At 65.2% G+C, this 22,074-nt stretch carries 22 protein-coding genes; 8 read left to right on the forward strand and 14 right to left on the reverse strand.

Annotation, left to right across the window (positions count from 1 at the left end; translation table 11 throughout):
- Window positions 1–3: 3 nt before the first annotated feature.
- The 11 genes from FZI91_RS20690 to ftsH form a co-directional block, all read right to left on the reverse strand.
- A complete protein-coding gene (locus FZI91_RS20690) occupies window positions 4–819 on the reverse strand; it encodes a type III pantothenate kinase (protein WP_155940993.1) in 816 nt (271 codons plus the stop codon).
- A gap of 2 nt (window positions 820–821) precedes the next feature.
- Complete coding sequence (panD, locus tag FZI91_RS20695; RefSeq protein ID WP_162525890.1) at window positions 822–1,244, reverse strand: aspartate 1-decarboxylase; 423 nt, start codon at window positions 1,242–1,244, stop codon at window positions 822–824.
- Window positions 1,244–2,179, reverse strand: a complete 936-nt coding sequence (gene panC / locus FZI91_RS20700; protein WP_155940995.1) for a pantoate--beta-alanine ligase — start codon at window positions 2,177–2,179, stop codon at window positions 1,244–1,246. The genes panD and panC overlap by 1 nt, the downstream gene beginning before the upstream one ends.
- Window positions 2,176–3,132, reverse strand: coding sequence for a Rossmann-like and DUF2520 domain-containing protein (locus FZI91_RS20705; protein ID WP_155940996.1), 957 nt, complete (start codon window positions 3,130–3,132; stop codon window positions 2,176–2,178). Before FZI91_RS20705 ends, panC begins: the two co-directional genes overlap by 4 nt.
- 154 nt (window positions 3,133–3,286) lie before the next feature.
- Complete coding sequence (locus FZI91_RS20710; protein ID WP_155940997.1) at window positions 3,287–4,807, reverse strand: DUF6779 domain-containing protein; 1,521 nt, start codon at window positions 4,805–4,807, stop codon at window positions 3,287–3,289.
- Between the two features lie 70 nt (window positions 4,808–4,877).
- Window positions 4,878–5,345 carry a DUF3180 domain-containing protein gene (locus FZI91_RS20715; RefSeq protein ID WP_162525889.1) on the reverse strand — a complete coding sequence of 156 codons (468 nt, stop codon included), beginning with the start codon at window positions 5,343–5,345 and terminating at the stop codon, window positions 4,878–4,880.
- Window positions 5,345–5,869 carry a 2-amino-4-hydroxy-6-hydroxymethyldihydropteridine diphosphokinase gene (folK, locus tag FZI91_RS20720; RefSeq protein WP_162525924.1) on the reverse strand — a complete coding sequence of 175 codons (525 nt, stop codon included), beginning with the start codon at window positions 5,867–5,869 and terminating at the stop codon, window positions 5,345–5,347. Before folK ends, FZI91_RS20715 begins: the two co-directional genes overlap by 1 nt.
- The gene (gene folB, locus FZI91_RS20725) at window positions 5,869–6,249 is read right to left on the reverse strand and encodes a dihydroneopterin aldolase (protein ID WP_155940998.1); all 381 of its coding nucleotides are present in this window, start codon (window positions 6,247–6,249) and stop codon (window positions 5,869–5,871) included. Before folB ends, folK begins: the two co-directional genes overlap by 1 nt.
- Entirely contained in the window at window positions 6,246–7,301 is a 1,056-nt protein-coding gene (gene folP, locus FZI91_RS20730; RefSeq protein WP_162526614.1) for a dihydropteroate synthase, read from the reverse strand. Before folP ends, folB begins: the two co-directional genes overlap by 4 nt.
- 7 nt (window positions 7,302–7,308) lie before the next feature.
- A complete protein-coding gene (gene folE, locus FZI91_RS20735) occupies window positions 7,309–7,923 on the reverse strand; it encodes a GTP cyclohydrolase I FolE (RefSeq protein WP_155940999.1) in 615 nt (204 codons plus the stop codon).
- A gap of 1 nt (window position 7,924) precedes the next feature.
- Complete coding sequence (ftsH, locus tag FZI91_RS20740) at window positions 7,925–10,252, reverse strand: ATP-dependent zinc metalloprotease FtsH (RefSeq protein WP_155941000.1); 2,328 nt, start codon at window positions 10,250–10,252, stop codon at window positions 7,925–7,927.
- Window positions 10,253–10,550: 298 nt separating this feature from the next.
- On the opposite strand from ftsH, the gene FZI91_RS20745 reads away from it, so the two are divergent.
- A complete protein-coding gene (locus FZI91_RS20745; protein WP_155941001.1) occupies window positions 10,551–12,194 on the forward strand; it encodes a substrate-binding domain-containing protein in 1,644 nt (547 codons plus the stop codon).
- Window positions 12,195–12,206: 12 nt separating this feature from the next.
- Here FZI91_RS20745 and FZI91_RS20750 read toward each other — a convergent pair whose 3' ends face one another.
- Window positions 12,207–12,869 (reverse strand): helix-turn-helix domain-containing protein, encoded by a 663-nt coding sequence (locus tag FZI91_RS20750; protein WP_155941002.1) that lies wholly within the window; start codon window positions 12,867–12,869, stop codon window positions 12,207–12,209.
- Between the two features lie 107 nt (window positions 12,870–12,976).
- Between FZI91_RS20750 and FZI91_RS20755 the strand changes: the two genes are divergently transcribed.
- Window positions 12,977–13,804: a Coq4 family protein gene (locus FZI91_RS20755; protein WP_155941003.1), complete on the forward strand. Its 828-nt coding sequence runs from the start codon at window positions 12,977–12,979 to the stop codon at window positions 13,802–13,804.
- A 49-nt stretch (window positions 13,805–13,853) separates the two neighbouring features.
- On the opposite strand, the gene FZI91_RS20760 is transcribed toward FZI91_RS20755, so the two are convergent.
- On the reverse strand, window positions 13,854–15,200 hold the full coding sequence (locus FZI91_RS20760; protein ID WP_155941004.1) for an amidase: 1,347 nt from the start codon (window positions 15,198–15,200) through the stop codon (window positions 13,854–13,856).
- Window positions 15,201–15,315: 115 nt separating this feature from the next.
- On the opposite strand from FZI91_RS20760, the gene FZI91_RS20765 reads away from it, so the two are divergent.
- The 5 genes from FZI91_RS20765 to FZI91_RS20785 all read left to right on the forward strand — a co-directional run bounded on the left by FZI91_RS20765 (window position 15,316) and on the right by FZI91_RS20785 (window position 19,894).
- Window positions 15,316–16,281 (forward strand): alpha/beta fold hydrolase, encoded by a 966-nt coding sequence (locus FZI91_RS20765; RefSeq protein WP_155941005.1) that lies wholly within the window; start codon window positions 15,316–15,318, stop codon window positions 16,279–16,281.
- On the forward strand, window positions 16,278–17,456 hold the full coding sequence (locus tag FZI91_RS20770; protein ID WP_162526615.1) for an LLM class flavin-dependent oxidoreductase: 1,179 nt from the start codon (window positions 16,278–16,280) through the stop codon (window positions 17,454–17,456). The genes FZI91_RS20765 and FZI91_RS20770 overlap by 4 nt, the downstream gene beginning before the upstream one ends.
- Window positions 17,456–18,517: a zinc-binding dehydrogenase gene (locus tag FZI91_RS20775; RefSeq protein WP_155941006.1), complete on the forward strand. Its 1,062-nt coding sequence runs from the start codon at window positions 17,456–17,458 to the stop codon at window positions 18,515–18,517. Before FZI91_RS20770 ends, FZI91_RS20775 begins: the two co-directional genes overlap by 1 nt.
- A 69-nt stretch (window positions 18,518–18,586) precedes the next feature.
- Window positions 18,587–19,276 (forward strand): SIMPL domain-containing protein, encoded by a 690-nt coding sequence (locus tag FZI91_RS20780; protein WP_375234393.1) that lies wholly within the window; start codon window positions 18,587–18,589, stop codon window positions 19,274–19,276.
- Window positions 19,277–19,279: 3 nt separating this feature from the next.
- Entirely contained in the window at window positions 19,280–19,894 is a 615-nt protein-coding gene (locus FZI91_RS20785; protein ID WP_155941007.1) for an SIMPL domain-containing protein, read from the forward strand.
- Here FZI91_RS20785 and hpt read toward each other — a convergent pair.
- On the reverse strand, window positions 19,891–20,472 hold the full coding sequence (hpt, locus tag FZI91_RS20790) for a hypoxanthine phosphoribosyltransferase (protein ID WP_162526616.1): 582 nt from the start codon (window positions 20,470–20,472) through the stop codon (window positions 19,891–19,893). The genes FZI91_RS20785 and hpt overlap by 4 nt on opposite strands.
- Before the next feature lie 89 nt (window positions 20,473–20,561).
- Here hpt and FZI91_RS20795 point away from each other — a divergent pair, with 89 nt between their 5' ends.
- On the forward strand, window positions 20,562–22,049 hold the full coding sequence (locus FZI91_RS20795; protein ID WP_162526617.1) for an NAD(P)/FAD-dependent oxidoreductase: 1,488 nt from the start codon (window positions 20,562–20,564) through the stop codon (window positions 22,047–22,049).
- Window positions 22,050–22,074: the final 25 nt, after the last annotated feature.

Raw genomic sequence — 22,074 nt, forward strand, 5'->3', positions numbered from 1 at the left:
TATCTATCTCGCCGCGCGGGCCTTGCCGCGCTGGTCGGCTCGGTTGCGCTCGTACACCAGCCGCAAGCCGTCGAGCGTGAGGTGCTCCTCGTAGCGGTCCACAGTACGGATCTCGGGAAGAATCAGGGGCGCGGTGTGGCCGGTGGCCACCACCGTGACACCGGCGCCACTGAAGCCGTCGATATCGCGGCGTACTCGTTCCACCAACCCGTCCACCAGCCCGGCGAATCCGAACACCGCCCCCGACTGCATGCATTCCACCGTGTTCTTGCCAACGACGGAGCGCGGGCGGGTCAGCTCAACACGCCGCAACGCGGCGCTGCGGGCGGCCGCGGCATCGGAGGACACCTGCACACCCGGAGCGATCGCACCTCCCAAGAACTCGCCCTTCGCCGACACCACGTCCACGCAGATCGATGAGCCGAAATCCACCACAATGCATGCCGAACCAAACTTGTGATGTGCAGCAAGGCAGTTGACGATCCGGTCCGCGCCGACCTCTTTAGGGTTGTCGACAAGCAGCGGGAGCCCGGTGCGCACTCCCGGCTCGATGAGAACCTGCGGAACCGATGACCAGTACTGGTCGAACATCCCGCGCATTTCGTGCAGCACCGACGGCACGGTGGAAAGCGCCGCGACCCCGGTCAACGTCTCACTCTCATCGCCGATCAGCCCATCGATGGTGAGTGCCAACTCGTCGGCCGTGATCTCGGTTTCCGTACGGATCCGCCAGTGCTGCGAAACCTTTGCGTGCTCACCCGCGCCGGCGACCAGCCCCAGCACGGTGTGGGTGTTGCGTACGTCGATCGCCAGCAGCATGGCTACACCAGACCGCGCGGCGACACCAAGCCGAAGTTCTCCGGCACGTAGGCCGGGTCGTCCGAGTGCTCGCCCAGCTCAACCTGCCTGTTGTCCGAGTCCACGAACACCACCCGCGGCTTAAAGACCCGAGCCTCCTCATCGCTCATCACGCCGTAGGCAATGATGATCACCAGGTCACCCGGGTGCACGAGATGTGCTGCCGCACCGTTGATTCCGATGACGCCGCTGCCACGCGTGCCGGTGATTGCGTAGGTCTCCAGCCGGGCGCCGTTGTCGATGTCGACGATGGTCACCTGCTCACCCTCCAGGAGGTCGGCGGACTCCATGAGATCGGGGTCGATGGTGACGGATCCGACGTAGTGCAGATCGGCATGCGTCACGGTGGCGCGATGGATCTTGGACTTCATCATCGTGCGGAACATCAATTCCTCCAGGGGAGATCAGTCTGATCAGGGCCGCTCGGTGGGGTGTGGCCTATTTCGATGGGGACGTTGTCCAAAAGCCGAGTTGTCCCGAACTTGGCCGCCACCACCATGCGGCCGGGTCCTGCTGCGGGGGTGGGGCCGAGATCGGCGCCGCGCACCTCCAGGTAATCCAGCTCTATCGCCGGCACCTCGTCGAGGACAGCGCGGGCGGCGTCCAGAGCCGCTTCCGAACCCGCCGAGGCCGAGTAGATTCCGGCGAGCAAGGCGGCCGATAAGGCGCCGGCCTGGTCCCGATGTTCAGGGCTTAGGAAGACATTGCGCGAAGACATCGCCAGCCCATCCGCCTCGCGGACAATCGGAATCGGAACGATGCGCGTTTTCAGGTTGAGGTCGGCGACCATCTGCCGGATGAGTACCAGCTGTTGATAATCCTTCTCGCCGAAGTACGCCTGGTCGGGCGCCACGATCTGCAGCAGCTTGTGCACAACCGTCAGCATCCCGGCGAAATGCGTTGGGCGCGCGGCACCCTCAAGATCCGTACCGAGCGGGCCGGGCTGGATGGTGGTGCGCTGCCCGTTCGGGTACATCGCGTCGGCGGTCGGGGCGAACACCAGTTCCACACCCTCGCCGCGCAGCTTTTCGACATCCGAGTCCAGGGTGCGCGGATAGGCGTCGAGATCCTCACCCGGGCCGAACTGCAACGGGTTGACGAAGATCGATACCACTACCACCGCGCCCGGAACCTTCCGAGCGTGCCGCACAAGCGTGAGGTGACCCTCATGCAGGGCACCCATGGTCGGCACCAACATGATCCGGCGGCCGGTATGCCGCAACGCCTTCGACACGTCGTACATCGCGTCGGGATCGTGGTGAATGGTCAGCTCTCCACGGAGGTAGCCCTTCGGTCCCTTGGGCCCATACAAACTCGTCATCCGCGTGCGTCTCCAATATCTCGGGGTTCCAGTGCGGCGAAAACCGATTGAGGAGCATGCGCTCGCTGCGCGGTGCGCCGGGCGTCGGCCCGATATGCCTCCGCTAGAGCCGGATCGGTCTCGGCGAGTGCGTCGAGATGGCGACCGACGGCGGCACCGTCGCCACGCGCCACCGGGCCCGTCAGCGCGGCCTGGCCACGATCCAGCGCGTTGGCAACCGCGGCACGCACCAGCGGCCCCAGTACCCGTTCCGGTAGACCGCCGGGCCCATTACCAATGGTCTCCTGCCCCAACAGTTCTTGCCCCCAGAGTGCGGAACGTAGCGCCTCGACCGCATCCAACACCAGCGTCACAACATGGTTCGATCCGTGTACCAGCGCCGCGTGATACAGGGTGCGGGCGTCCTCGCGGACCCGGACCGGTTCTCCACCGATCTCCAGCACCAGCGCCGTACCAATGGCGTAACCCGTCTCATCGGCTGCGGTAATTCCAAAGCAGGAGTTGGAAAGTCGTTCGATGTCTTCGTCGCCGCCGGTGAAGGTCATGGCCGGATGAATGGCCAATGGAATGCATCCGAGAGCGGTCAGCGGCTCCAGGATGGCGATGCCGTTGGCACCGGAGGTGTGTACAACGATGGTCCCGGGCCGCACCGAACCAGTGGCGGCAAGGCCGGCGATCAACGCCGCCAACTCGTGATCCGGCACCGCAAGGAACAGGAGTTCGGCGCGCGGGGCCACCTCTTGGGCGGGCAACACCTGGCTCTCCGGCAGTCGTTCCTCGGCACGTCGGCGCGACGCATCGGACACCGCGCTGCACGCAACGACGAAGTGCCCTGCCGTCTCCAGAGCAACACCGATGGCCGTGCCGACGCGGCCGGCGGAAATGATTCCGATCGCAAGACGCGCAGGTCGCAACCCGTCTAACGGACCATCAACACTGAAAGCCTCAGACATGCTGAACGAGACACCTCGCAGACTAGATACGTTCCAGTCCTGCTCTACAGGTACCGGACGGTCATCAGCAGATTAATCCCGCCGCGACGCGAACGGCAGAGGCCTGGACCGTTAGATTGCTCACTTTTGCGCACAGTGACGAAATCGGCGCAGATCAGTCCTCGCGCCGGCGGCGGCGGCCACCGCCGGATTCGGACGGCTCCGAAGGCTCCCCGGCGTCGGCCGGACCGGTCTGAAGGCGTCCCAGCAGGTCGGCAACCGAGAAGCCGCCGGTCTCCTCCACCCGACGCCGGCCCCGGCTTTCATCCGATTCCTCGGGCTCCGGCGCTCGGCGTCGACCGCCGCCGGACTCCGCGGGTTCTGGAGCGCGGTGGCCACCCGAAACCTCGGGTTGGCTCGGCTGTTCGGGAGCCGGGGGCGGAGGCGGCGGTGGGTAGGACGGCTCGGGCGCCCAGTGTCCACCACCACCTGTTTCGGTCGCGGCCGGCGCCTGGTGCCGGGACGGCGTCCCGGAGTGACGTCCTACCGGCGGTGCGGCCTGGTAGGTGGGGGCAGGTGGCGGCGTGGATTCGTTGGCGGCCCAATTACTTCCGTCGGTTCCGGGCGGTAGCCACTGTCCCTCGGCAGGTGCCGGGGCCCACGCGCTAGGTGGCGGCGGCGGAGCGTTCCACTCGGACGGCGGCGCGTTCCATCCTGATTGCGAGACCGGCTGCTCGGGGGGCGCCATCGGCTGAGGCACCGGATCCCAGTCCTCGCCGTCGGCGGCTGCATCCCAATCTTCTTGTCTGGCAGCCCAATATGCCGGCTGCACAGATCCCGCGGCGGCCTGGACCTCGGGCTCGCGCTCCTGCATCGGGGGTTGCGGCACCTGAGGTTCGGGGTGCGGACGCCAATGCGTCCCCGAGGACACGGGTTGCTGATAGGGCTCGGGCTCATGGGGTTGAGCGGTTCCGTAATAGGGCGCAGGAGGATATGGCGCAGCCGGGTAGGGGGGCGTCGGGGGTGCCTCGTCCACGTGATGGGGGTCTTCGGCAACATCAATGATCGGGTACTCGGAGGTCCGAGTGTCTTCCTCCACCGCGCTGACGTCCTGGTACTCGGGCACCGGACGCAGCTCCGGCTCACGAACGGAATGGGTGAATGCGGCGGCGGGTTCGGCTCGTTGCGGCCCAGGTTCGGGTTGTGCGCCGGGCCAGGGCCCCAGCGCACGAATCGGATCGTGCTCGATCGCCGGCCGATCACTGAGATCGGTATTGAAGAGGATCTCCAGGTTGGTACGCAGCGCGGCCAGCTCCGAGCGCAGCGTCGCGATCTCGTCGGCCGCCTGTGCCTCAATCTCACCCGCCAGCTGCTGGCGCAATCTGCTCTCGACCGTCAGCTCGTACTCCCGGCGCGCCGAAATTTCTCGCTCCAATTGCAGGTCGTACACCAGCTTCTGGTCGCGCACCTTCGCCTGATCGGCGTCACTCTGCCGCCGGTAGGTGAGCGCGGCGAATGATGCGAGAACCGCGGCCCACAGCGCCAGCACCACACCGACACGAAGATAGATGGCCTTATCGGTGAAAACCAGCGCAACCCCGGACCCGATCGCCAGCACCAGCAACGCGGTCAGCAACGCCCATCCGGGGCGGCGGCTGCCACGCCGAGGCTTCGCCGCACGGGTGGGCATGGTCATGGGGGTGACTGTACCCGGACAGTGCAGTGTGCTGGCCGACCTCGATTCGGCGATTCGACATGCGCAGGTGCTATTGCGCGGCGGTCGCGGGCGGGTCCGGCGGCGACTTACAGCAATGCTGAAGCCAGAGCCCGGCGACCACAAGCGCCAACGCGCAGCCGGTCGCGATCACCACCCCGAGGGTGTCCGCCGCGGCTGCCGCCAGCTGCGCGCGACGCGGCACGATGTAGATGAGCATCGCCGTCCACCACCCGGTCATCAGCGTGCCCAACCACACTGATGCCTTCGCGACCACAACCGACCGTGCCACCATGAGCGCGGGCAAACGCCCGGCGCCAACCCCGATCTTGCCGTCGTCGACCTTGTCGCGGACGTAGAACGCCCAGCCGCCCTCGGCGATCGCCAACACCAGCAGCGAGACACCGGCGAGCAACGGGATCGGCGGTAGCGACCCGTAGGACGTCAAGACCACCAAGTAGCCAACGATCACGGTGATAGCGCCCGCAATCAGCAGATCGCGGATCCGGGTGGGGCCCACTACGTCACCGGACCGGTCAGGGTGTGACCCGCCCGCCGCACACCGTCACGTTCGTCAGCGGCGAGCCCGGCCAGCAGGCCAGCCACCGGACGAACCTGTCCGTCGACCGTCAGCACCGCGTCGGGTTCGATCGCCAGCCACGGCACCAACACGAAGGCGCGCTGATGCGCACGCGGATGCGGCAACGTGAGATCTGGGTCATCGGAAAGGATTTCGCCAACGGCGTCAGTGTGCTGGCAGCTGATCACGTCGACGTCGAGAGTCCTTGACCCCCAACGCTCCGCACGTACCCGCTGCGCGGACTGCTCCAGGCGGTGCGCCGCCGCGAGCCACTCCCCAGGCTCACGCCCCCGGGCGATGACCACGGCATTGAGGAAGTCCTCCTGTGGCACCGATCCCCACGGGGCGGTCTGATAGACCGGCGATACCGCCAGTACGTCCGCACCGAGCGCGTCGACAACCGATTGCAGATGCGCGAGCCTGTCACCGAGATTCGATCCGATCGAAAGCACGGCACGCACCACTATTGAGCCCCGCCGCGAGATCGCCGGGATCGGCGGGCCACCACCGCCACATCACCAAAGGTCAACGGAATGGGCGCGTTCGGTTTATGCACCACCGCCTCCACCGCATGCACCCTGGCATCGGTCATCACGTCATCGGCGATCGCCCCCGCGACCGATTCGATGAGGTTGCGCGGCGGGCCGGACACGATCGCGGCGGCCCGCTGCGCCAGTTCCCCGTAGTCGAGCGTGTCGGTCAGCTGATCCGTGGCTGACGCGGTGTCGAGATCCATCCACACGGTGATATCGATGGAGAATTCCTGGCCGTCGCGGCGTTCGTGCTCGAACACTCCGTGGTATCCAAAGACTTTCAGGCCACGCAGCTCGATGCGATCGGTCATTTCGTGCCGCCGCCTTTAGTGCCGCGCTGCGCAACCTCACGGCGCCACCTGCCACCTGCCGTCTTGCTGGGCTCAGGCCGCACGGTTCGCACGGTCACCTCCGTAGTCACCTCGTCTTGACGGACGTCTGCGACGGGCGCGGGCTCCGGCGCGGGCCGCTGGTCCCGCGGGGTTTCATCGCCGCTTTCTGCGGTGTCCTCTTCGCCCTCTTCGATGGTCTCGACGCCACCGGTTTCCCAGGCGCGCACCACCTTCAGCGCATCCATGGAGGCCCTAACATCGTGCACGCGCACACCCCATACCTCATGCAGCGCGCCCAACGCGGTGATGACGGCGGTCGCGGTTTCGCGCCCGTCTGCGGGGCGCTCCACCCCTTTGAGGTCGGTGAGTAGCGCGCCCAGGAATCGTTTCCGTGACGCGCCGATGAGAATCGGGAAACCAAGCTCCTGAAGGTCCGGGATCGCCTGCAGCAGCAGCCAATTGTGGTGTGCGGTCTTGGCGAAACCGAGGCCCGGGTCGAGGATGAGCCGTTCCTTGGCGACGCCGGCCTTGAGCGCGACATCCACCGACTCCATGAGTTCTCGCGATACGTCGGTGACCACATCACCGTAGTTTCGCGCGGCTGACGTGTGGATGAAATCCTTTGAACGCCAATGCATCAGAATCCACGGAAGATCAAGATCCGCCATCAACGGGGCCATCGCCGAATCGGCACGGCCACCCGAAACGTCGTTGACCATGTTGGCACCAGCCTTCACCGCGGCCGCCGCGACCGACGCGCGCATGGTGTCCACGCTGACGTTGATCCCGTGACTGGCCAGCTCTTCGATAACGGGGACAACCCGCTGCAGCTCGAGCTTCTGCGCGATCGGCTTGCCACCCGGCCGGGTGGACTGCCCCCCGACGTCGATGATGTCGGCACCGGCGGCGGCAAGCGACAGGCCATGCGCCACCGCGTCCGACTGCCTGACGAATTGTCCACCGTCAGAGAAGGAGTCGTCGGTGACATTGACGACTCCCAAAATGTGGGTCAACGCGGGGGTATCCGTCACGTCGCGACTATGTCCTCATCATCAGGTCGAGAACCTCGGCGCGCGAGGCAGCGTCACGTTTGAACTGGCCGCGCACCGCGGACGTGGTGGTTGTCGCACCGGGCTTGCGTACACCACGCATCGCCATGCACAGATGCTCGGCCTCGATCACGACGATCACTCCGCGCGGCTCCAGCTTGCGCACCAACGCGTCGGCGATCTGCGCCGTCAGCCGCTCCTGCACCTGAGGCCGTTTTGCGTAAAGGTCAACCAGGCGAGCGATTTTCGACAGCCCGGTGACCCGGCCGTGTTGGCCGGGGATGTATCCGACGTGCGCAACACCGTGGAAGGACACCAGGTGGTGTTCGCATGTCGAGTACATCGGTATCGATTTCACCAGCACCAGCTCATCGTGCTGTTCGTCAAAGGTGGTGTTCAGCACCGTGTCCGGATCGGTGTACAGCCCGGCGAAGATCTCCTGGTACGCGCGCGCCACGCGGGCTGGGGTATCCACCAGACCATTGCGGTCCGGGTCTTCACCAACCGCATAAAGCAGTTCGCGGACCGCGGCCTCGGCTCGTGCCTGGTCGAAGACGTAACGGGTCGGCTGACCGTTGCGCTCGGCCGTTTCGGGCGAGTTCATGTCAGCTCTTGCTCTCGCTGCCCTCGTCCGGAGCCGGTGCCGGCTGCTGATGCGGGGTGGGCACCGGGTAGGGCTGATGGCCCGATTCAGGGTAGGGCGAGTGCGGTGGGTAACCCGGCTGCGGGTACGGGGCGTGCCCCTGGGGTGGGTAACCCGGCTGCTGGTACGGCGGTTGCCCCTGTGGTGGCCACCCGGGCGCGTACCAGCCCGCGGGCGCGCCATAGTTGGCTCCCGGCGGCTGCTGACCCGGATGGGTTCCCACCGGAACAGGCTGCCCGCCTTGACCATTCGACACAGGGCCGTTCTGGCCGATCGGCACGTACGGCGTCCCGTTGGCGAGTCCAGCGCCCGCCTGCTCGGCGATTGCCTTCTTAAACGCGGGCTCGGGCACCGGCGGCGGCCAGGGTTCACCACGTTCGATGGCAAGCTCACCCGGGGTCTTGATGGGCGGCTTGTCAGAGGGAATGCGACCTCCGAAATCGTCGAACATAGCCAGTCGCGGACGACGCTGGACATCCTTGAAGATTTCCTCGAGCTCCTTGCGGACCACGGTTTCCTGCTCCAGCAGAAGGCCGGCCAACGTGTCCAGGACATCGCGGTACTCGGTGAGGATCGCCCACGCCTCGGTGTGCGCAGCCTCGATGAGATTGCGCACCTCCTCGTCGATTTCGCGAGCCACCTCATGTGAGTAGTCGGGCTGAGTGCCCATGGTGCGGCCCAGGAATGGGTCACCGTGTTCGGTGCCGTACCGCACGGCACCGAGCTTGGTGCTCATACCGAATTCGGTAACCATGGCGCGAGCCTTCTTGGTCGCCTGCTCGATATCGGAGACGGCGCCGGTCGTCGGCTCGCGGAACACCAGTTCCTCTGCAGCACGCCCACCCATGGCGAACACCAACTGCGCGATCATCTCTGACCTGGTGGCCATGCCCTTGTCGTCCTCAGGCACCGCGATGGCATGCCCGCCGGTGCGGCCACGCGCCAGGATGGTGACCTTGTATACCCGTTCGATATCGGGCATTGCCCAGGCGGCCAGGGTGTGTCCCGCCTCGTGGTAGGCGGTGATCTTCTTCTCGTGCTCGCTGATGAGCCGACCCTTGCGCCGAGGCCCGCCGACCACCCGGTCAACCGATTCCTCAAGGGCGGCACCGGTAATCACGGTGCCGCTTTCCCGCGCAGTCAGCAGCGCCGCCTCATTAATGACATTGGCCAGATCCGCACCGGACATGCCCACGGTGCGCTTGGCCAACCCGTCGAAGTCGACGTCGGGTCCGAAGGGCTTTCCGGCCGAGTGCACCTTGAGCACGGCCTTGCGTCCGGCAAGATCCGGGCTGGACACCGGGATCTGCCTGTCGAAGCGCCCCGGACGCAGTAGCGCCGGGTCCAGGATGTCGGGGCGGTTGGTGGCGGCAATCAGGATGACGCCCTGACGGTCTGTGAAGCCGTCCATCTCCACCAGCAGCTGGTTGAGGGTCTGCTCGCGTTCGTCGTGACCGCCGCCCAGGCCTGCGCCACGCTGACGACCGACGGCGTCGATCTCGTCGACGAAGATGATGCACGGGCTGTTCTGCTTGGCCTGCTCGAACAGGTCACGCACGCGCGAAGCACCTACGCCCACAAACATTTCCACGAACTCCGAGCCGGAGATGGTGAAGAACGGCACTTCCGCTTCCCCAGCGACGGCACGCGCTAGCAGCGTCTTACCGGTACCGGGCGGGCCATACAACAGCACACCGCGGGGGATCTTGGCGCCCAGCGCCTGGTACCGCGCAGGGTTCTGCAGGAAGTCCTTGATCTCGTAGAGCTCTTCGACGGCCTCGTCGACACCGGCCACGTCGGCGAAGGTGGTCTTGGGCATGTCCTTGGTCAACTGTTTGGCACGCGACTTCCCGAAACCGAAGCCCATCCCGCGACCGCCGGACTGCATCCGACTGAACGCAAAGAACAGCGCGACCAGCACGATCAGCGGCAGGAGGTAGAGCAGCAGTGTTCCAAAAACGCTGCCCTGATTCACCGTCGTGTTGACGGCGGCACCCTTACCGTTCAGCTTCTCCAGAAGCGGCACTCCGTACCCGGTGGGGTACTTGGTGATGACCTTGTCCTTGCCTTCGGTGTCCCCGTTGGCGGACTTGAGGTCCAGCCGCAGCTGCTGTTCTCGGTCGTCAATGCGGGCGCTCTTGACGTTGTCGGTGTCGATCTGCTTGATCGCGACCGTGGTGTCCACGGTTTTGTAGCCGCGGGTGTCGTCGCCAAAGTAGAAGAACGACCACCCCAGCAGCAGCACCACCACGATGACACCCAGGGTGCGAAACACGTTTGTCCGGTTCATACAGCGTCGGCCACGGTCAGCGGCCCGGTCCTTCCGTCGACAGGGGGAAGATATAACGAACTCTCAGGCTACCTCACCTGCGTTTTCCTTCGACCGGCGCGCATTGTGCGCTGAGCGAAACCAACGCGCCTTCGCGGCGATCCCGAACGTCAACTTCTCGCCTTCGTTTCCCCCATTTCCAGGCGGAAAGTCGACATTCGAGGCGGCCGGGCGGTGATCTTGTTCACGGTACTATCGCCCGAGCCTCACGAACGCGGGCACCTGGTCTGCGTGTGGACGAGAACGAAGAGGTCCAGTCATGCCAGGTCGCCACAGTGATCGCCACCGTAGAAGACAGCGCTCGGGTGGATCGCGTCTACCCAAGTGGATCGCGCTCGCGGTTGTCGCCATCCTGCTCGGCGGGCTCGGGGTATTTGTCTACAAGAAATTGTCCGACCGGTGCGGGGATGTCGAATCCTTCAGCATCGCCGCCGACCCGGCCATCGCTCCCGTCATATCGACGGTGATCGACGGTGCCACCGCGAAGGACCTCGGCTGCGCGAAGTTCACCGTGGACGCAAAAGCTTCCGCGGTGACGGCGGCCACCATTGGCAAGCCCAACGGCGCGCCCGCATTATGGCTTCCCGATTCGTCGATCTGGCTGGTGAAGCAGCTGCGGACCACTGGGTCCCCCATGGATTCCGCGAGCCAATCGGTGGCCAGAACCCCCGTTGTGGTGGCGGCCAAACAGGGCGAGGCGCCGAGGTTCGACTCCTGGCTGAGCGTGTTGAAACAGCCCGGGCTGCGCATCGGCAATCCGTTGGAGGACACGGTAGCGGCCGGTCCGGTGCTGGGTGCGCTGGCAGAGGCCGAACAAGGAAAGAGCGATCCCAACGCGATTACCGCCGCGCTCGTGCCCATCGCGCAGGCGCAGCTGACGAACACCAAGCAGGGCAGCGCCGAGGAGCGACTGGGTGAAGTGGCCAAGGACGGCGGCCTGGCGGTGTCGACCGAGCAGCAGCTCGTCGAATACAACGCCAAACACCCGGATACCAAGCTCGCCGCCGTGGTTCCGGCCACCGGCACCCCGACCCTGAACTATCCGATCGCGGTCACCGAATCCGCCAACGATCGGCATGCGAAGGCCAAACATGCCGGCGAAACCCTGGCGGAACGTCTCGGTGGCAGCAATGGGGCCGACGCACTGGCGAGCGCCGGATTCCGGGGACCCGATTTCGCGCCGCTGGACGGCAAGGGCGCGGGCACGGTAGAGACGCTCACCGTCAACGACCTGACGGCGTTCGACACCGCGATGCGGCGATATGCGGTGCTGGCCTTGCCGTCCCGGATGCTCGCAGTGCTCGATGTCTCCGGTTCGATGCGGGCGCCGGCGGGGCCGGTGTCGCGCGTTGCCCTGTTGGGTCAGGCGATCGACAATGGGCTTCCACTCTTCCCCGAGAACGCACAGATCGGTTTGTGGGTGTTCTCGATCGACAAGGGCGGACCCGGCCAGGACTGGCGGGAGCTGCAGCCCATCCGCGCGCTCAGCGCGCAGGTCGGCGACAAGACTCAGCGTCAACTTCTCCTCGATGACGGTCGTGGTCTGGATTCCCTGGTGGGAGGTGGAACCGGTTTGTACGACACCACTCTCGCGGCGTTCCGCAAGGTCCAGTCCACCTACGACCCCCACGCCATCAACAGCGTGGTCATCATCACCGACGGCGCCAACGAGGATCCCAACGGCATCTCATTGGATCGTCTGCTCTCGACCTTGAAGAAGGAGCAGGACCCGGCGCGGCCCGTCGTGCTCATCACGCTTGGCATCACCGAAGATGCGGATGCCAATGTCCTCAAACAGATTTCAGATGCCACCCCGGGTGGCGGCAGCCGGGTTGCGCGCAGCGCCGACGAGATCCCCAACATCGTCACCGACCTCATCAGGGCTCGGACCGCCGCGCGCTAGTCTCGCGCGTCTCTAAAGGAAGACGGACTCGGGTTCGGGCGGATTCGCAAGCAGCGTGGGCAGCACGAAAACCCTGACATAGCGCCGAACCTGCTGGGGGTCGTCGGTTCCCGGGATCAGGCCGAGCAGCAGCGACAACGCGACGGACAGCACGTATCGTGCCGCGTCCTCGGGCCGCACACCCGGGCGGACTTCCGATATTCGGGTACTGAAGACACCCGCATACATGGACATCAACAAGTCAATAAGGTTCGGGGCGTTGACAATCAGCGATGCGACGGTGCCGCGACCGTCGCGGTCGGCGAGCACACGCAGCAGCGGATTGGCGCCGACCTCCACGGAGACGATCACCATTGATTCCGGGATGATCGCGGCGAGATCTTTCAGGCCGATGATGCGAGGGATCATCGTGGCGATCTCATTCATCGTCGCGCGAACCACCAGAGCATCCATCAGCTCGTCGCGATTCCGGAAGTGCCGATACACCACGGCCCTGCTGTATCCGGCTTCCCGCGCAATCGCCTCCATGGTCGACGCGCCGTAGCCGCGCTCGACAAACAGCCGCTCGGCGGCATCCAGAAGCTGAGATTGCGCCTGCTGCGCGCTATTTCCGCCACCCATCGGCCTGCCGCGGCCACGGGGAGCCTTGCTCTCGCCTTCACTCATGCGAGCCATCGACTATGGCCTCCCTCAGACAATATATTGACAGTTCTAGCCAGATGCCTATTATCGATAGTTACGACGATCTCGTCCTGGCATCCACCGGAAGGGCCCGAGTCTATATGCCTGAGAACCGCGCAGACCTCGATGAATACTCAAATCCCGGTGGATCTGTCCCGGATCAAGTGACATGGGCGCCCTGGCTCAAGGCCTGGCGGATGCTGTTCAACGCGAAATACCACGGCGATATCTACGAGGCGTTTCTCGGGATGGAGGCTCCGGTCTTCGCACGCGCGTATTACCAAGTGCGGTCGCATCCCAACGGCCGCGCATTGTTCAAGAAGAAGCCCGATCTGCTTGCCGTACTGAACGACGAGGGGTACCTGACCTCGTTGCCGTTCGGCAGCCTCGGGCACGCGTACCTGTCATTCCTGCGCACCAACAAGCTCGATGCCGGAGTGTTCGGCGAGGCGGACATCATCAGACCGATCGCCGAGAAGAACAACTGGGACGACGACTTCTACTACATGATCATTCGCGGTACCGCCCTGCACGATATGTTCCATACCATCGGCGGCTACGGTCCCGACATCGCCGGCGAGATGGCCAATATCGGATTCCATTGCGGGCAAATGGAACCCGCAGGACCTTTGGAGCGGCTCGGACAGTTGGGGGCACTAACCTTGCCCGGCGCATCGGTGCCGTTCAAACTCCGCTACTACCGACAGGCAGTGGAGCGCGGCCGTCGTGCCGACCTGCTGATGGCCGCCCCCTGGGAAGAGTTACTCGAACTGCCCTACCGCGAAGTCCAGAACATACTGGGCGTCGCACCCGTCGAGGTGGCGCATCCCCAAGGCCGGTGGGTCACGGCATGGACGCCGCCGTCCATCACGGCTCCAACAGCCTGGGACTACGAGCGGATCCTCGCCGAGGGACCCGCCGCCGCCTGATGACCGCAAATCGACACCCGGTCCAGAGCGCCACCGCCACCACGAACGGCTAGGCGTAGCGCGCCGGCCACCTTTGCCACGGACGGTGCCGTTCCACCTGGGCTGCGAGCGCCAGCAGCAGCGCCTCGTCACCGGGCCGCGCGGCGAATTGCACCCCCAACGGCGTTCCCGACCGGGGGTGAATGCCCGCGGGAACGGTGATCGCGGGCCAACCCGCGAGGCTCAATAGCGGCGTGTAGGTCGTCGACATGGACGAGGCCACCACATTCGCGAGCCATCCGCGCTGCGACCACGTCGATGCCCGCACCGGCATTCTCGGCGAGGTCGGGGTCATCACCACATCGGCGGCGTGGTCGTCGAAGAACCGCGCGGCCCGCAGTGCCGCCGCCGCGATCTGTTCGTCAGACACCAGGTTGCGCATTGACCGGCCCAGCCTCAGGTGACGAACAGTCCTGCGCTGCAACACCGAGCGGTCGATGACGAAAGCATCCGCGTCGGCGGTGGGCGCATTGAACCACCGCGCGAAGACGGGCAGCAGATTACGCGGGTAGGGCAGTCGGGCCGCCATGGTGAAGTGACCGAGGTCCGTCAGCGTCGCGCGGACCGTGCTCACTGCCGTGCGCGCCGCCGCATCCGCCCGGACATGCGGAACCGGCTCGTTGGTGGGAACCACGATGCGCAGCGGTCGCGGCGTGTCCACCACGGCAAGCGCGGGATCGTCGGCAAGGACCGAAAACAGCAGCGCGGTATCGGCAACGGTCGCGGCAATCGGACCGTTGACCCCGACGCCGCCCCACGAGGTGACTCCCAACTGGGCAGGGACAACCCCAATGCCCGGCTTCAGCGCCACCAGACCGCAGCAGGCGGCGGGCACACGCAACGAACCAAACCCATCGGAACCGACCGCCGCAGGCACCATCGCAGCCGATACCGCCGCAGCGGACCCGCCCGATGAACCGCCTGCGGTGCGCTCGAGTGCCCAAGGATTCCTGGTGATCCCGTGGGCCCCATCCGCGGTCGGCCACAGCGACAGCTCCGGGAGCGCCGTCAGCCCAATGATGATCGCCCCCGCTTCCCGCAGCCTGGTGATCACCGGGTGATCGCGGGGCTGCGGCTTCGCCGAGGTGGCCAGCGAGCCGATTCGCATGGGCTCGCCTGCGACGGGAACGACGTCCTTGATCGCGACGGGCACACCCGCCAGCGGTAGCCCGGCTAAGTCATGCCGACGTGCCAACAGCTCGGCCTCGCGCACCGACTCATCGGACATCACCCTGGCGAAGGCACAAATTACCTTGTCCCGCTCGGTAATTCGACTGAGCACCTGCTTCGCCACGGCAACCGGATCCATCGCGCCGGAACGCACATCCGCCGCGATTTCAGTGGCGGTGAACTCCATCGATCCAGTGTGGCCCACCACCGCGGTCCCTGGTCGACGATTGTCGGTTGTGGTTTAGTGGCAACTACACCGCACAACAACGCTGTTGGCCACCCCAGAAGGTGAGAATGCGCTCATGACCGATGCCGCCGTGGATATCCGGGAACGTGACATCGCAACAAACGGGGTGCATCTGCACATTGTGGAGGCCGGCGAACTCGGCCAACCGGTAGTTGTTCTGGCGCATGGCTTCCCCGAACTGGCATATTCCTGGCGCCACCAGATTCCGGCACTCGCCGCCGCCGGATACCACGTCATCGCCCCCGATCAGCGGGGTTACGGCCGCTCGAGTGCACCCGCACATATCGACGACTACAACGTCGAGGCGCTGTCCGACGATCTGCTCGGCATCCTCGACGACGTGGGTGCCGGCAAGGCGACCTTCGTCGGCCACGACTGGGGCGCCGTCGTCACCTGGCATACCGCGCTCGCCGTACCCGAACGCGTCGAGGGCGTCGCGGGTCTTTCGGTCCCCTTCACCCGACGCAGCCAGGCTGCTCCGACCCAGGCATGGAAGAAGCTGTTCGGCGACAACTTCTTCTACATCCTGTACTTCCAGGAGCCGGGGGTGGCCGATGCCGACCTCAATCGCGATCCGGGCACCACGATGCGCCGGATGATGGCCGGTATGGCCCACATCGACGGTGCCACGATGATTGCGCCGGGCCCGGCCGGATTCATCGAGCGCATGAGCGATCCCGGTGAGCTTCCCGAATGGCTGAGCGAGGCCGAATTAGACCACTACATCACAGAATTCACCCGCACCGGGTTTACCGGAGGGTTGAACTGGTATCGAAATTTCGACCGAAACTGGGCACTGACTGAGCATCTGGCGGGCGCGAACGTGGTGGTGCCTTCGTTGTTCATCGCGGGCGCGGCCGATCCCGTCCTCGGATTCACCGACCACGCGGGCAGCCTGAAACACCGGGTCGATAACCGGGGCGACCTCTTGATCGAGGGTGGCGGGCACTGGATCCAGCAGGAGCGACCACAGGAGGTCAACGCTGCGCTCCTGGAGTTCCTCGAACGGGTCGCCCGGTGAGTCAACTTCGCTTTGGCGCCTTCATCACCCCGTTTCACCCGGTGGGCCAGAATCCCACCACCGCATTGGAATACGACCTGGATCGCGTGGTGGCGCTGGACCGGCTGGGATACCACGAGGCCTGGTTCGGTGAACATCACTCCGGCGGGTACGAATTGATTTCCTGCCCCGAGATTTTTATCGCCACCGCCGCCGAGCGCACCAAACACATCAGACTGGGCACCGGCGTCGTGTCACTGCCGTACCACCACCCGCTCATGGTGGTGGACCGCTGGATTCTGCTCGATCACATCACCAGGGGCCGGGTCATTTTCGGCACTGGGCCAGGCGCCCTGCCCACTGACGCCTACATGATGGGCATCGATCCGGTGGATCAGCGACAGATGCAGGAGGACTCGCTGGAAGCGATTATGGCGCTGTTGCGCGCCGCTCCCGATGAGCGCATCAGCCGCGAAACTTCCTGGTTCACCCTGCGCGACGCGCAGCTTCAACTGCGCCCCTACACCCATCCTCATCCGGAAATCCTTACCGCTGCCATGTTTTCGCCGTCCGGTCCCCGACTGGCCGGAAAACTCGGCGCGGGCCTGCTGTCCCTGTCGGTGTCGATTCCGGGCGGGTTCGCGGCCCTGGAGAACGCGTGGGAAGTGGTCCGCGAACAGGCGACAGACCACGGCCATCCCGAACCCGATCGGTCCAGCTGGCGAGTGCTCGGCATCATGCATCTGGCCGAGACACGCGAGCAGGCCATCGAGGACTGCACCTACGGACTACCTGATTACGCCCACTACTTCGGCGCCGTCGGCGTGCTTCCACTGGCCAATGAGGTCGGTGAACAATCCGATCCGCGCGAATTCGTTAATGCCTATGTGGAAGAAGGGAATTGCTGTATCGGCACCCCCGATGACGCGATCGAATACATCCAGGATCTGCTCGACAAGTCGGGCGGTTTCGGTACCTTCCTGATGCTCGGCCACGACTGGGCGCCACCGGAGGCAACGTTCAAGTCCTATGAACTGTTTGCCCGCAAAGTGATTCCGCATTTCACCGGCCAGCTGGCCGCGGCGAAGGCCTCGCATGATTGGGCGCAGGCCAAGCGCGGAGAGCTACTCGGCCGGGCGGGTGAGGCGGTGGCCAAGGCCATCGGAGAACACATAACCGAGAAGGATTCGGTCTAATGCGGGCATCGGTGCTCCGCGACGGCGCAATGGTGTATCGCGACGACGTCCCTGACCCGGTACCGGGCGAGGGCCAGGTGCTCGTCAAGGTCTCGGCATGCGGAATCTGCGGATCCGACCTGCATTTCGCGAAGCACGGCGCGCAGGCCATCGAACTGTCCAAACAGATGGCGGGCATGCCCAGCCTGACCGATGGGGTCGATCTAGGGGCCGACGTGTTCATGGGGCACGAGTTCGCGGCCGAGGTACTCGAGGCCGGACCGGGAACACAGGCTCCCGCCCCCGGAACGTTGGTGACTTCGATTCCGATCCTGCTGTCCGCCAATGGAATCGAGCCCATCGTCTACAGCAACAGCACTCTCGGCGGCTACGCCGAGCACATGCTGCTGAGTGCGCCACTGCTGCTGCCCATCCCCAACGGGCTCGATCCCCGGCATGCGGCACTGACCGAACCGATGGCGGTCGGTCTGCACGCCGTCAACAAATCGGGCATCCAACCGGGCACCGGAGCCATCGTCATCGGCTGTGGGCCAGTGGGAATTGCGGTGGTCGCCGCGCTCGCCGCACAGGGCATCGAGCCGATCGTTGCCGCCGATTTCTCCCCGGCCCGACGCGATCTGGCGCGACTCATGGGGGCACACGAGGTCGTCGACCCCGCCGCCGAACCCACCTTCGAGGCCTGGTCGCGGGTCGGCCGAGGCGGAATGTCGCCGACTTCGCGGCTCCAGGGTGCACCGGTGATCTTCGAGGCCGTCGGGGTACCCGGCATCCTCAACGACGTGCTGCGCGACGCACCGCACAGCTCCCGCGTGGTGGTCGTGGGCGTCTGCATGGAACCCGATGCCATCACCCCGTACTTCGGGATCGCCAAAGAAGTTGCGATCCAATTCGTGCTCGCCTACGACCCCGCGGAGTTCTCCGAGACGCTGCGGCGAATCGCACACGGCGAGATCAATGTTGCGCCGCTGGTTACCGGTGAGGTAGGTCTGGAGGATGTCGGATCGGCATTTGCCGATCTCGGCGATCCGGAACGCCACTGCAAGATCTTGGTGGTGCCTTAGTTGTCGGGGAAGACAGGAGTGATCGTGAAAGCACTGACCCGGATGGCCGCCGTTGCGACCGCCGCTGCCATGGCCGTGCTCGTCGCCGGCTGTGGCGATGAGTCCGCCGACAGCCCCGAATCCACGCGGAACGTCACCGTCGTCGGCAAGGGCGAGGTCAAGGGCGCACCCGATGTCCTGCGCGCCGACGTGGGCGTATCGGTAACCGCCAAGGACGTGTCCGGCGCGCTGTCGCAGGCCAGTGAGAAGGCTCAGGCCGTCATCGACGCCGTCGTGGGAGCCGGGGTGGCACGCGAGGACGTGCAGACCAACGAGCTCTCCATCCAGCCTGAGCAGACCTACCCGCCGGGCGGTGCGCCCCGCATCACCGGCTACAACGCCACCAATTCGGTGCGGATCAACGTCCGCGATCTCAAGAAGGCCTCGGAGGTACTCGACAAGGCCGTGCAGGCCGGCGGTGAGGCCGCCCGGCTCTCGGGCGTCACCTTCGATCTCGACAACGATGCCGACCTGGTGAAGGGGGCCCGCGAGCGGGCATTCAACGACGCCAAGTCGCGCGCCGAGCAGTACGCCGGGTTGTCGGGGTCCAAGCTGGGCGAGGTGCTGCGGATCGACGAGTCGCATGGTTCGGTGCCACCCCCGGCGCCCATGATGAGCAAGCGGGCACCCATGCCGGCCGACGCCCAGTTCGCACCGCCGCTGGAACCCGGGCAGCAGACGGTGAGCTTTCAGGTGAGCGTCATCTGGGAGCTGAAGTAGGCCATGGGAGAGATCACGGTCGTCGGACGGGGTGAGGCCAGCGGCAGCCCCGACGTGTTCATGGCCACCGTCGGGGTCTCGGTGCGTTCACGCCGCGTCGCGGGGGTAATGGCCGACGTGAAGGCCAGGGCCCACGCCGTGATCGAGGCGGTGCTGTCCTCCGGTGTGCCGCCCGAGGACGTCCGAACGGCCTCGATGTCGGTGCACCCGCAGTTCGACGGCAATCGCGTCACCGGGTACGCGGCGGACAACTCGGTGCGGATCACGGTCCGGGACCTGTCCAAGGTGTCTGAGGTGCTGGACAAGGCGATCACCGCTGGAGGGGACGCCGCGCAGCTGTCCGGGGTCAGCTTCGATCTGCAGGACAGTTCCGCGCTGGACACCCTGGCACGCGATGGCGCGTTCGCCGATGCGAAGGCACATGCCGAGCAGTACGCCAGGCTCGCCGGGGCGACGCTCGGGAAGGTGCTTCGCGTCGAGGACACCGGCTACAACTCGGCGCCGACCTTGCGGATGGCGACCATGGCGATGCGATCCGCTCCGTCGGGACCGGCGGTGGAAGCGGGCCAACAGACGGTCAGCGCTCAGATCACGGTGGTGTGGGAACTGCAGCCTTAGTCCGTGTAGACGCGCGGGTGCAGGGTGCCGATGAAAGGCAGGTCGCGGTAGCGCTCGCCGTAGTCGAGCCCGTAGCCGACGACGAACTCGTTGGGGATCTCGAATCCGACGAGGGCCACCTCGACGTCGACCTTCTTGGCCTCGGGCTTGCGCAGCAGCGAGACCACGTTCAGTGAGCGGGGGCCGCGTGAGGCCAGGTTCCGCATCAGCCAGCTCAGGGTCAAACCGGAGTCGATGATGTCCTCGACGATCAGAACGTCCAAGTTCTGGATATCCCGATCCAGGTCCTTGAGGATGCGCACCACACCGGAGGACGAGGTTGCCGAGCCGTAGGAGCTGACGGCCATGAACTCCATCTGGGTGGGGATGGGGATCGCCCTGGCCAGATCCGAGACGAACATGACGGCGCCCTTGAGCACGGTGACCAGTAGCAGGTCACCCTCGATGTCGCGGTACTTCTCGCCGATCGCGGCGCCGAGCTCCAGGGTCTTGGCGCGGATCTGCTCCTCGGTAAGGAGCACAGACTTCACGTCGCCGCTGTATTGCTCGCCGCATGCCTGTTCCTGTTCGCAGGTCACGACGCACAGCGTGCCATGGAGGAGGTTAGCTCTCCAAGCCGGAGAGCTAAGGTAGTGACTTTGTTTACGAAATAGGTCAATATGGAAACGTGAGCAATGGCGCTTACGGGGCAGGCAAGTCCCGCGATATTCGTGTGGTGGTGATCGGGGCCGGGATGTCCGGACTGTGCATGGCTTCCACTCTTCGACACCGGGGCATCACCAACTTCACCGTCTACGAGAAGGCCAACGAGGTGGGCGGCACCTGGCGGGACAATACCTATCCCGGTCTGCAGTGCGATGTCCCCTCCCGCTACTACTCGTACTCCTTCGCCCCCAACCCCCAATGGAGCAAAGGTTTTTCACCCGGAGCCGAGATTCACCAGTACTTCAAGGGGTTCGCCGACAAACAGGACCTGCGTCGGAACATCCGCTTTGGCACCGCGGTCACCCGCGCCGAATGGGCGGACAAGCCCGGCCATCCCCATTGGGAATTGGGGCTTTCCGACGGCAGCACCGACACCGCCGACATCGTGGTGGGCGCCACCGGGGTGTTGCACCTGCCGCGCCTGCCAGATATCGACGGGCTGCGGAATTTCGCCGGACCGTGTTTCCACTCTGCCCGTTGGGATCACTCGGTGCCGTACGCCGGCAAGCGGGTGGGCCTCATCGGGACGGGATCCTCGGGGGTCCAGATCATCAGCGCTCTCGCCGATGAAGTTCAGAGCCTCTCGGTGTTCCAGCGCACGGCCCAGTGGGTCGCACCGGTCCCCAATTTCACCTACTCGACCATGTCGAAGTCCATCTGGTCACGCGTACCGATTCTGAACAGATTCTCCTATCGTTTGTGGCGCTTCTACTTTGAGCGCGGCGTGGGCGGCTCGGTGGTCAGTCCGGGACTGCGGCGACGAGTCATCCAGGGCTACGTCCGAGCCTCACATCGGCTGCTCATCCGCGACCGGCGGCTGCGCGAGAAGTTGCATCCCGACTACGAACCCCTGTGCCGACGACTGGTGATGTCGGTGCCGTTCTTCAAGGCGGTTCAACGACCCAATGTCTCGGTGCTCACCGAGGGCATCGACCGCATCGTTCCTGAGGGCATCATCACCACGGACGGAAAGCTGCATACGCTTGATATCCTGGTGTGTGCCACTGGTTTTAATGCGCACTCCTATCTGCGTCCGATGGAGGTGATCGGGCAAGACGGGATGAAGCTCAGCGATGCGTGGAGCGACGGGCCGCGCGCCTACCGCGCCGTCGGACTCGCCGGATTCCCGAACTTCTTCCTGCTGATCGGACCGAACAGCCCGATCGGTAACAACTCGCTCATCTCGATCGCCGAAACACAAGTGAAGTACGCGATGCACTGGATCGACGAGATCCGTTCTGGCCGAATTCAATCGGTGGCGCCCACAGCCCAGGCGGCAGAGTCGTTCAATGCGGACGTGCGGCGGGCGATGCCCAACACGGTGTGGTCCACCGGATGCGACAGCTGGTACCTGGGCGCCGACGGAGTACCGGAGCTGTGGCCCTGGCCTCCCGTTGACTACCGCCGCACGCTCACTTCGCCGATACGCGAGGACTTTGCGATCACCTGACACCCACACCGCGATTTGCGTGTAT

This window comes from Mycobacteroides sp. CBMA 271 (assembly GCF_009729205.1).
Taxonomy (GTDB): domain Bacteria; phylum Actinomycetota; class Actinomycetes; order Mycobacteriales; family Mycobacteriaceae; genus Mycobacterium.

Coding starts and splice junctions, on each gene's coding strand:
- FZI91_RS20765 (WP_155941005.1), top strand. CDS start 15,316: ATGACCGATGCCGCCGTGGATATCCGGGAACGTGACATCGCAACAAAC.
- panC (WP_155940995.1), bottom strand. CDS start 2,179: ATGACGAGTTTGTATGGGCCCAAGGGACCGAAGGGCTACCTCCGTGGA.
- FZI91_RS20775 (WP_155941006.1), top strand. CDS start 17,456: ATGCGGGCATCGGTGCTCCGCGACGGCGCAATGGTGTATCGCGACGAC.
- FZI91_RS20750 (WP_155941002.1), bottom strand. CDS start 12,869: ATGGCTCGCATGAGTGAAGGCGAGAGCAAGGCTCCCCGTGGCCGCGGC.
- FZI91_RS20745 (WP_155941001.1), top strand. CDS start 10,551: ATGCCAGGTCGCCACAGTGATCGCCACCGTAGAAGACAGCGCTCGGGT.
- ftsH (WP_155941000.1), bottom strand. CDS start 10,252: ATGAACCGGACAAACGTGTTTCGCACCCTGGGTGTCATCGTGGTGGTG.
- FZI91_RS20710 (WP_155940997.1), bottom strand. CDS start 4,807: ATGACCATGCCCACCCGTGCGGCGAAGCCTCGGCGTGGCAGCCGCCGC.
- folE (WP_155940999.1), bottom strand. CDS start 7,923: ATGAACTCGCCCGAAACGGCCGAGCGCAACGGTCAGCCGACCCGTTAC.
- FZI91_RS20755 (WP_155941003.1), top strand. CDS start 12,977: ATGCCTGAGAACCGCGCAGACCTCGATGAATACTCAAATCCCGGTGGA.
- FZI91_RS20760 (WP_155941004.1), bottom strand. CDS start 15,200: ATGGAGTTCACCGCCACTGAAATCGCGGCGGATGTGCGTTCCGGCGCG.
- panD (WP_162525890.1), bottom strand. CDS start 1,244: ATGTTCCGCACGATGATGAAGTCCAAGATCCATCGCGCCACCGTGACG.
- FZI91_RS20785 (WP_155941007.1), top strand. CDS start 19,280: ATGGGAGAGATCACGGTCGTCGGACGGGGTGAGGCCAGCGGCAGCCCC.
- FZI91_RS20705 (WP_155940996.1), bottom strand. CDS start 3,132: ATGTCTGAGGCTTTCAGTGTTGATGGTCCGTTAGACGGGTTGCGACCT.
- folB (WP_155940998.1), bottom strand. CDS start 6,249: ATGACCGATCGCATCGAGCTGCGTGGCCTGAAAGTCTTTGGATACCAC.
- FZI91_RS20690 (WP_155940993.1), bottom strand. CDS start 819: ATGCTGCTGGCGATCGACGTACGCAACACCCACACCGTGCTGGGGCTG.
- FZI91_RS20780 (WP_375234393.1), top strand. CDS start 18,587: ATGGCCGTGCTCGTCGCCGGCTGTGGCGATGAGTCCGCCGACAGCCCC.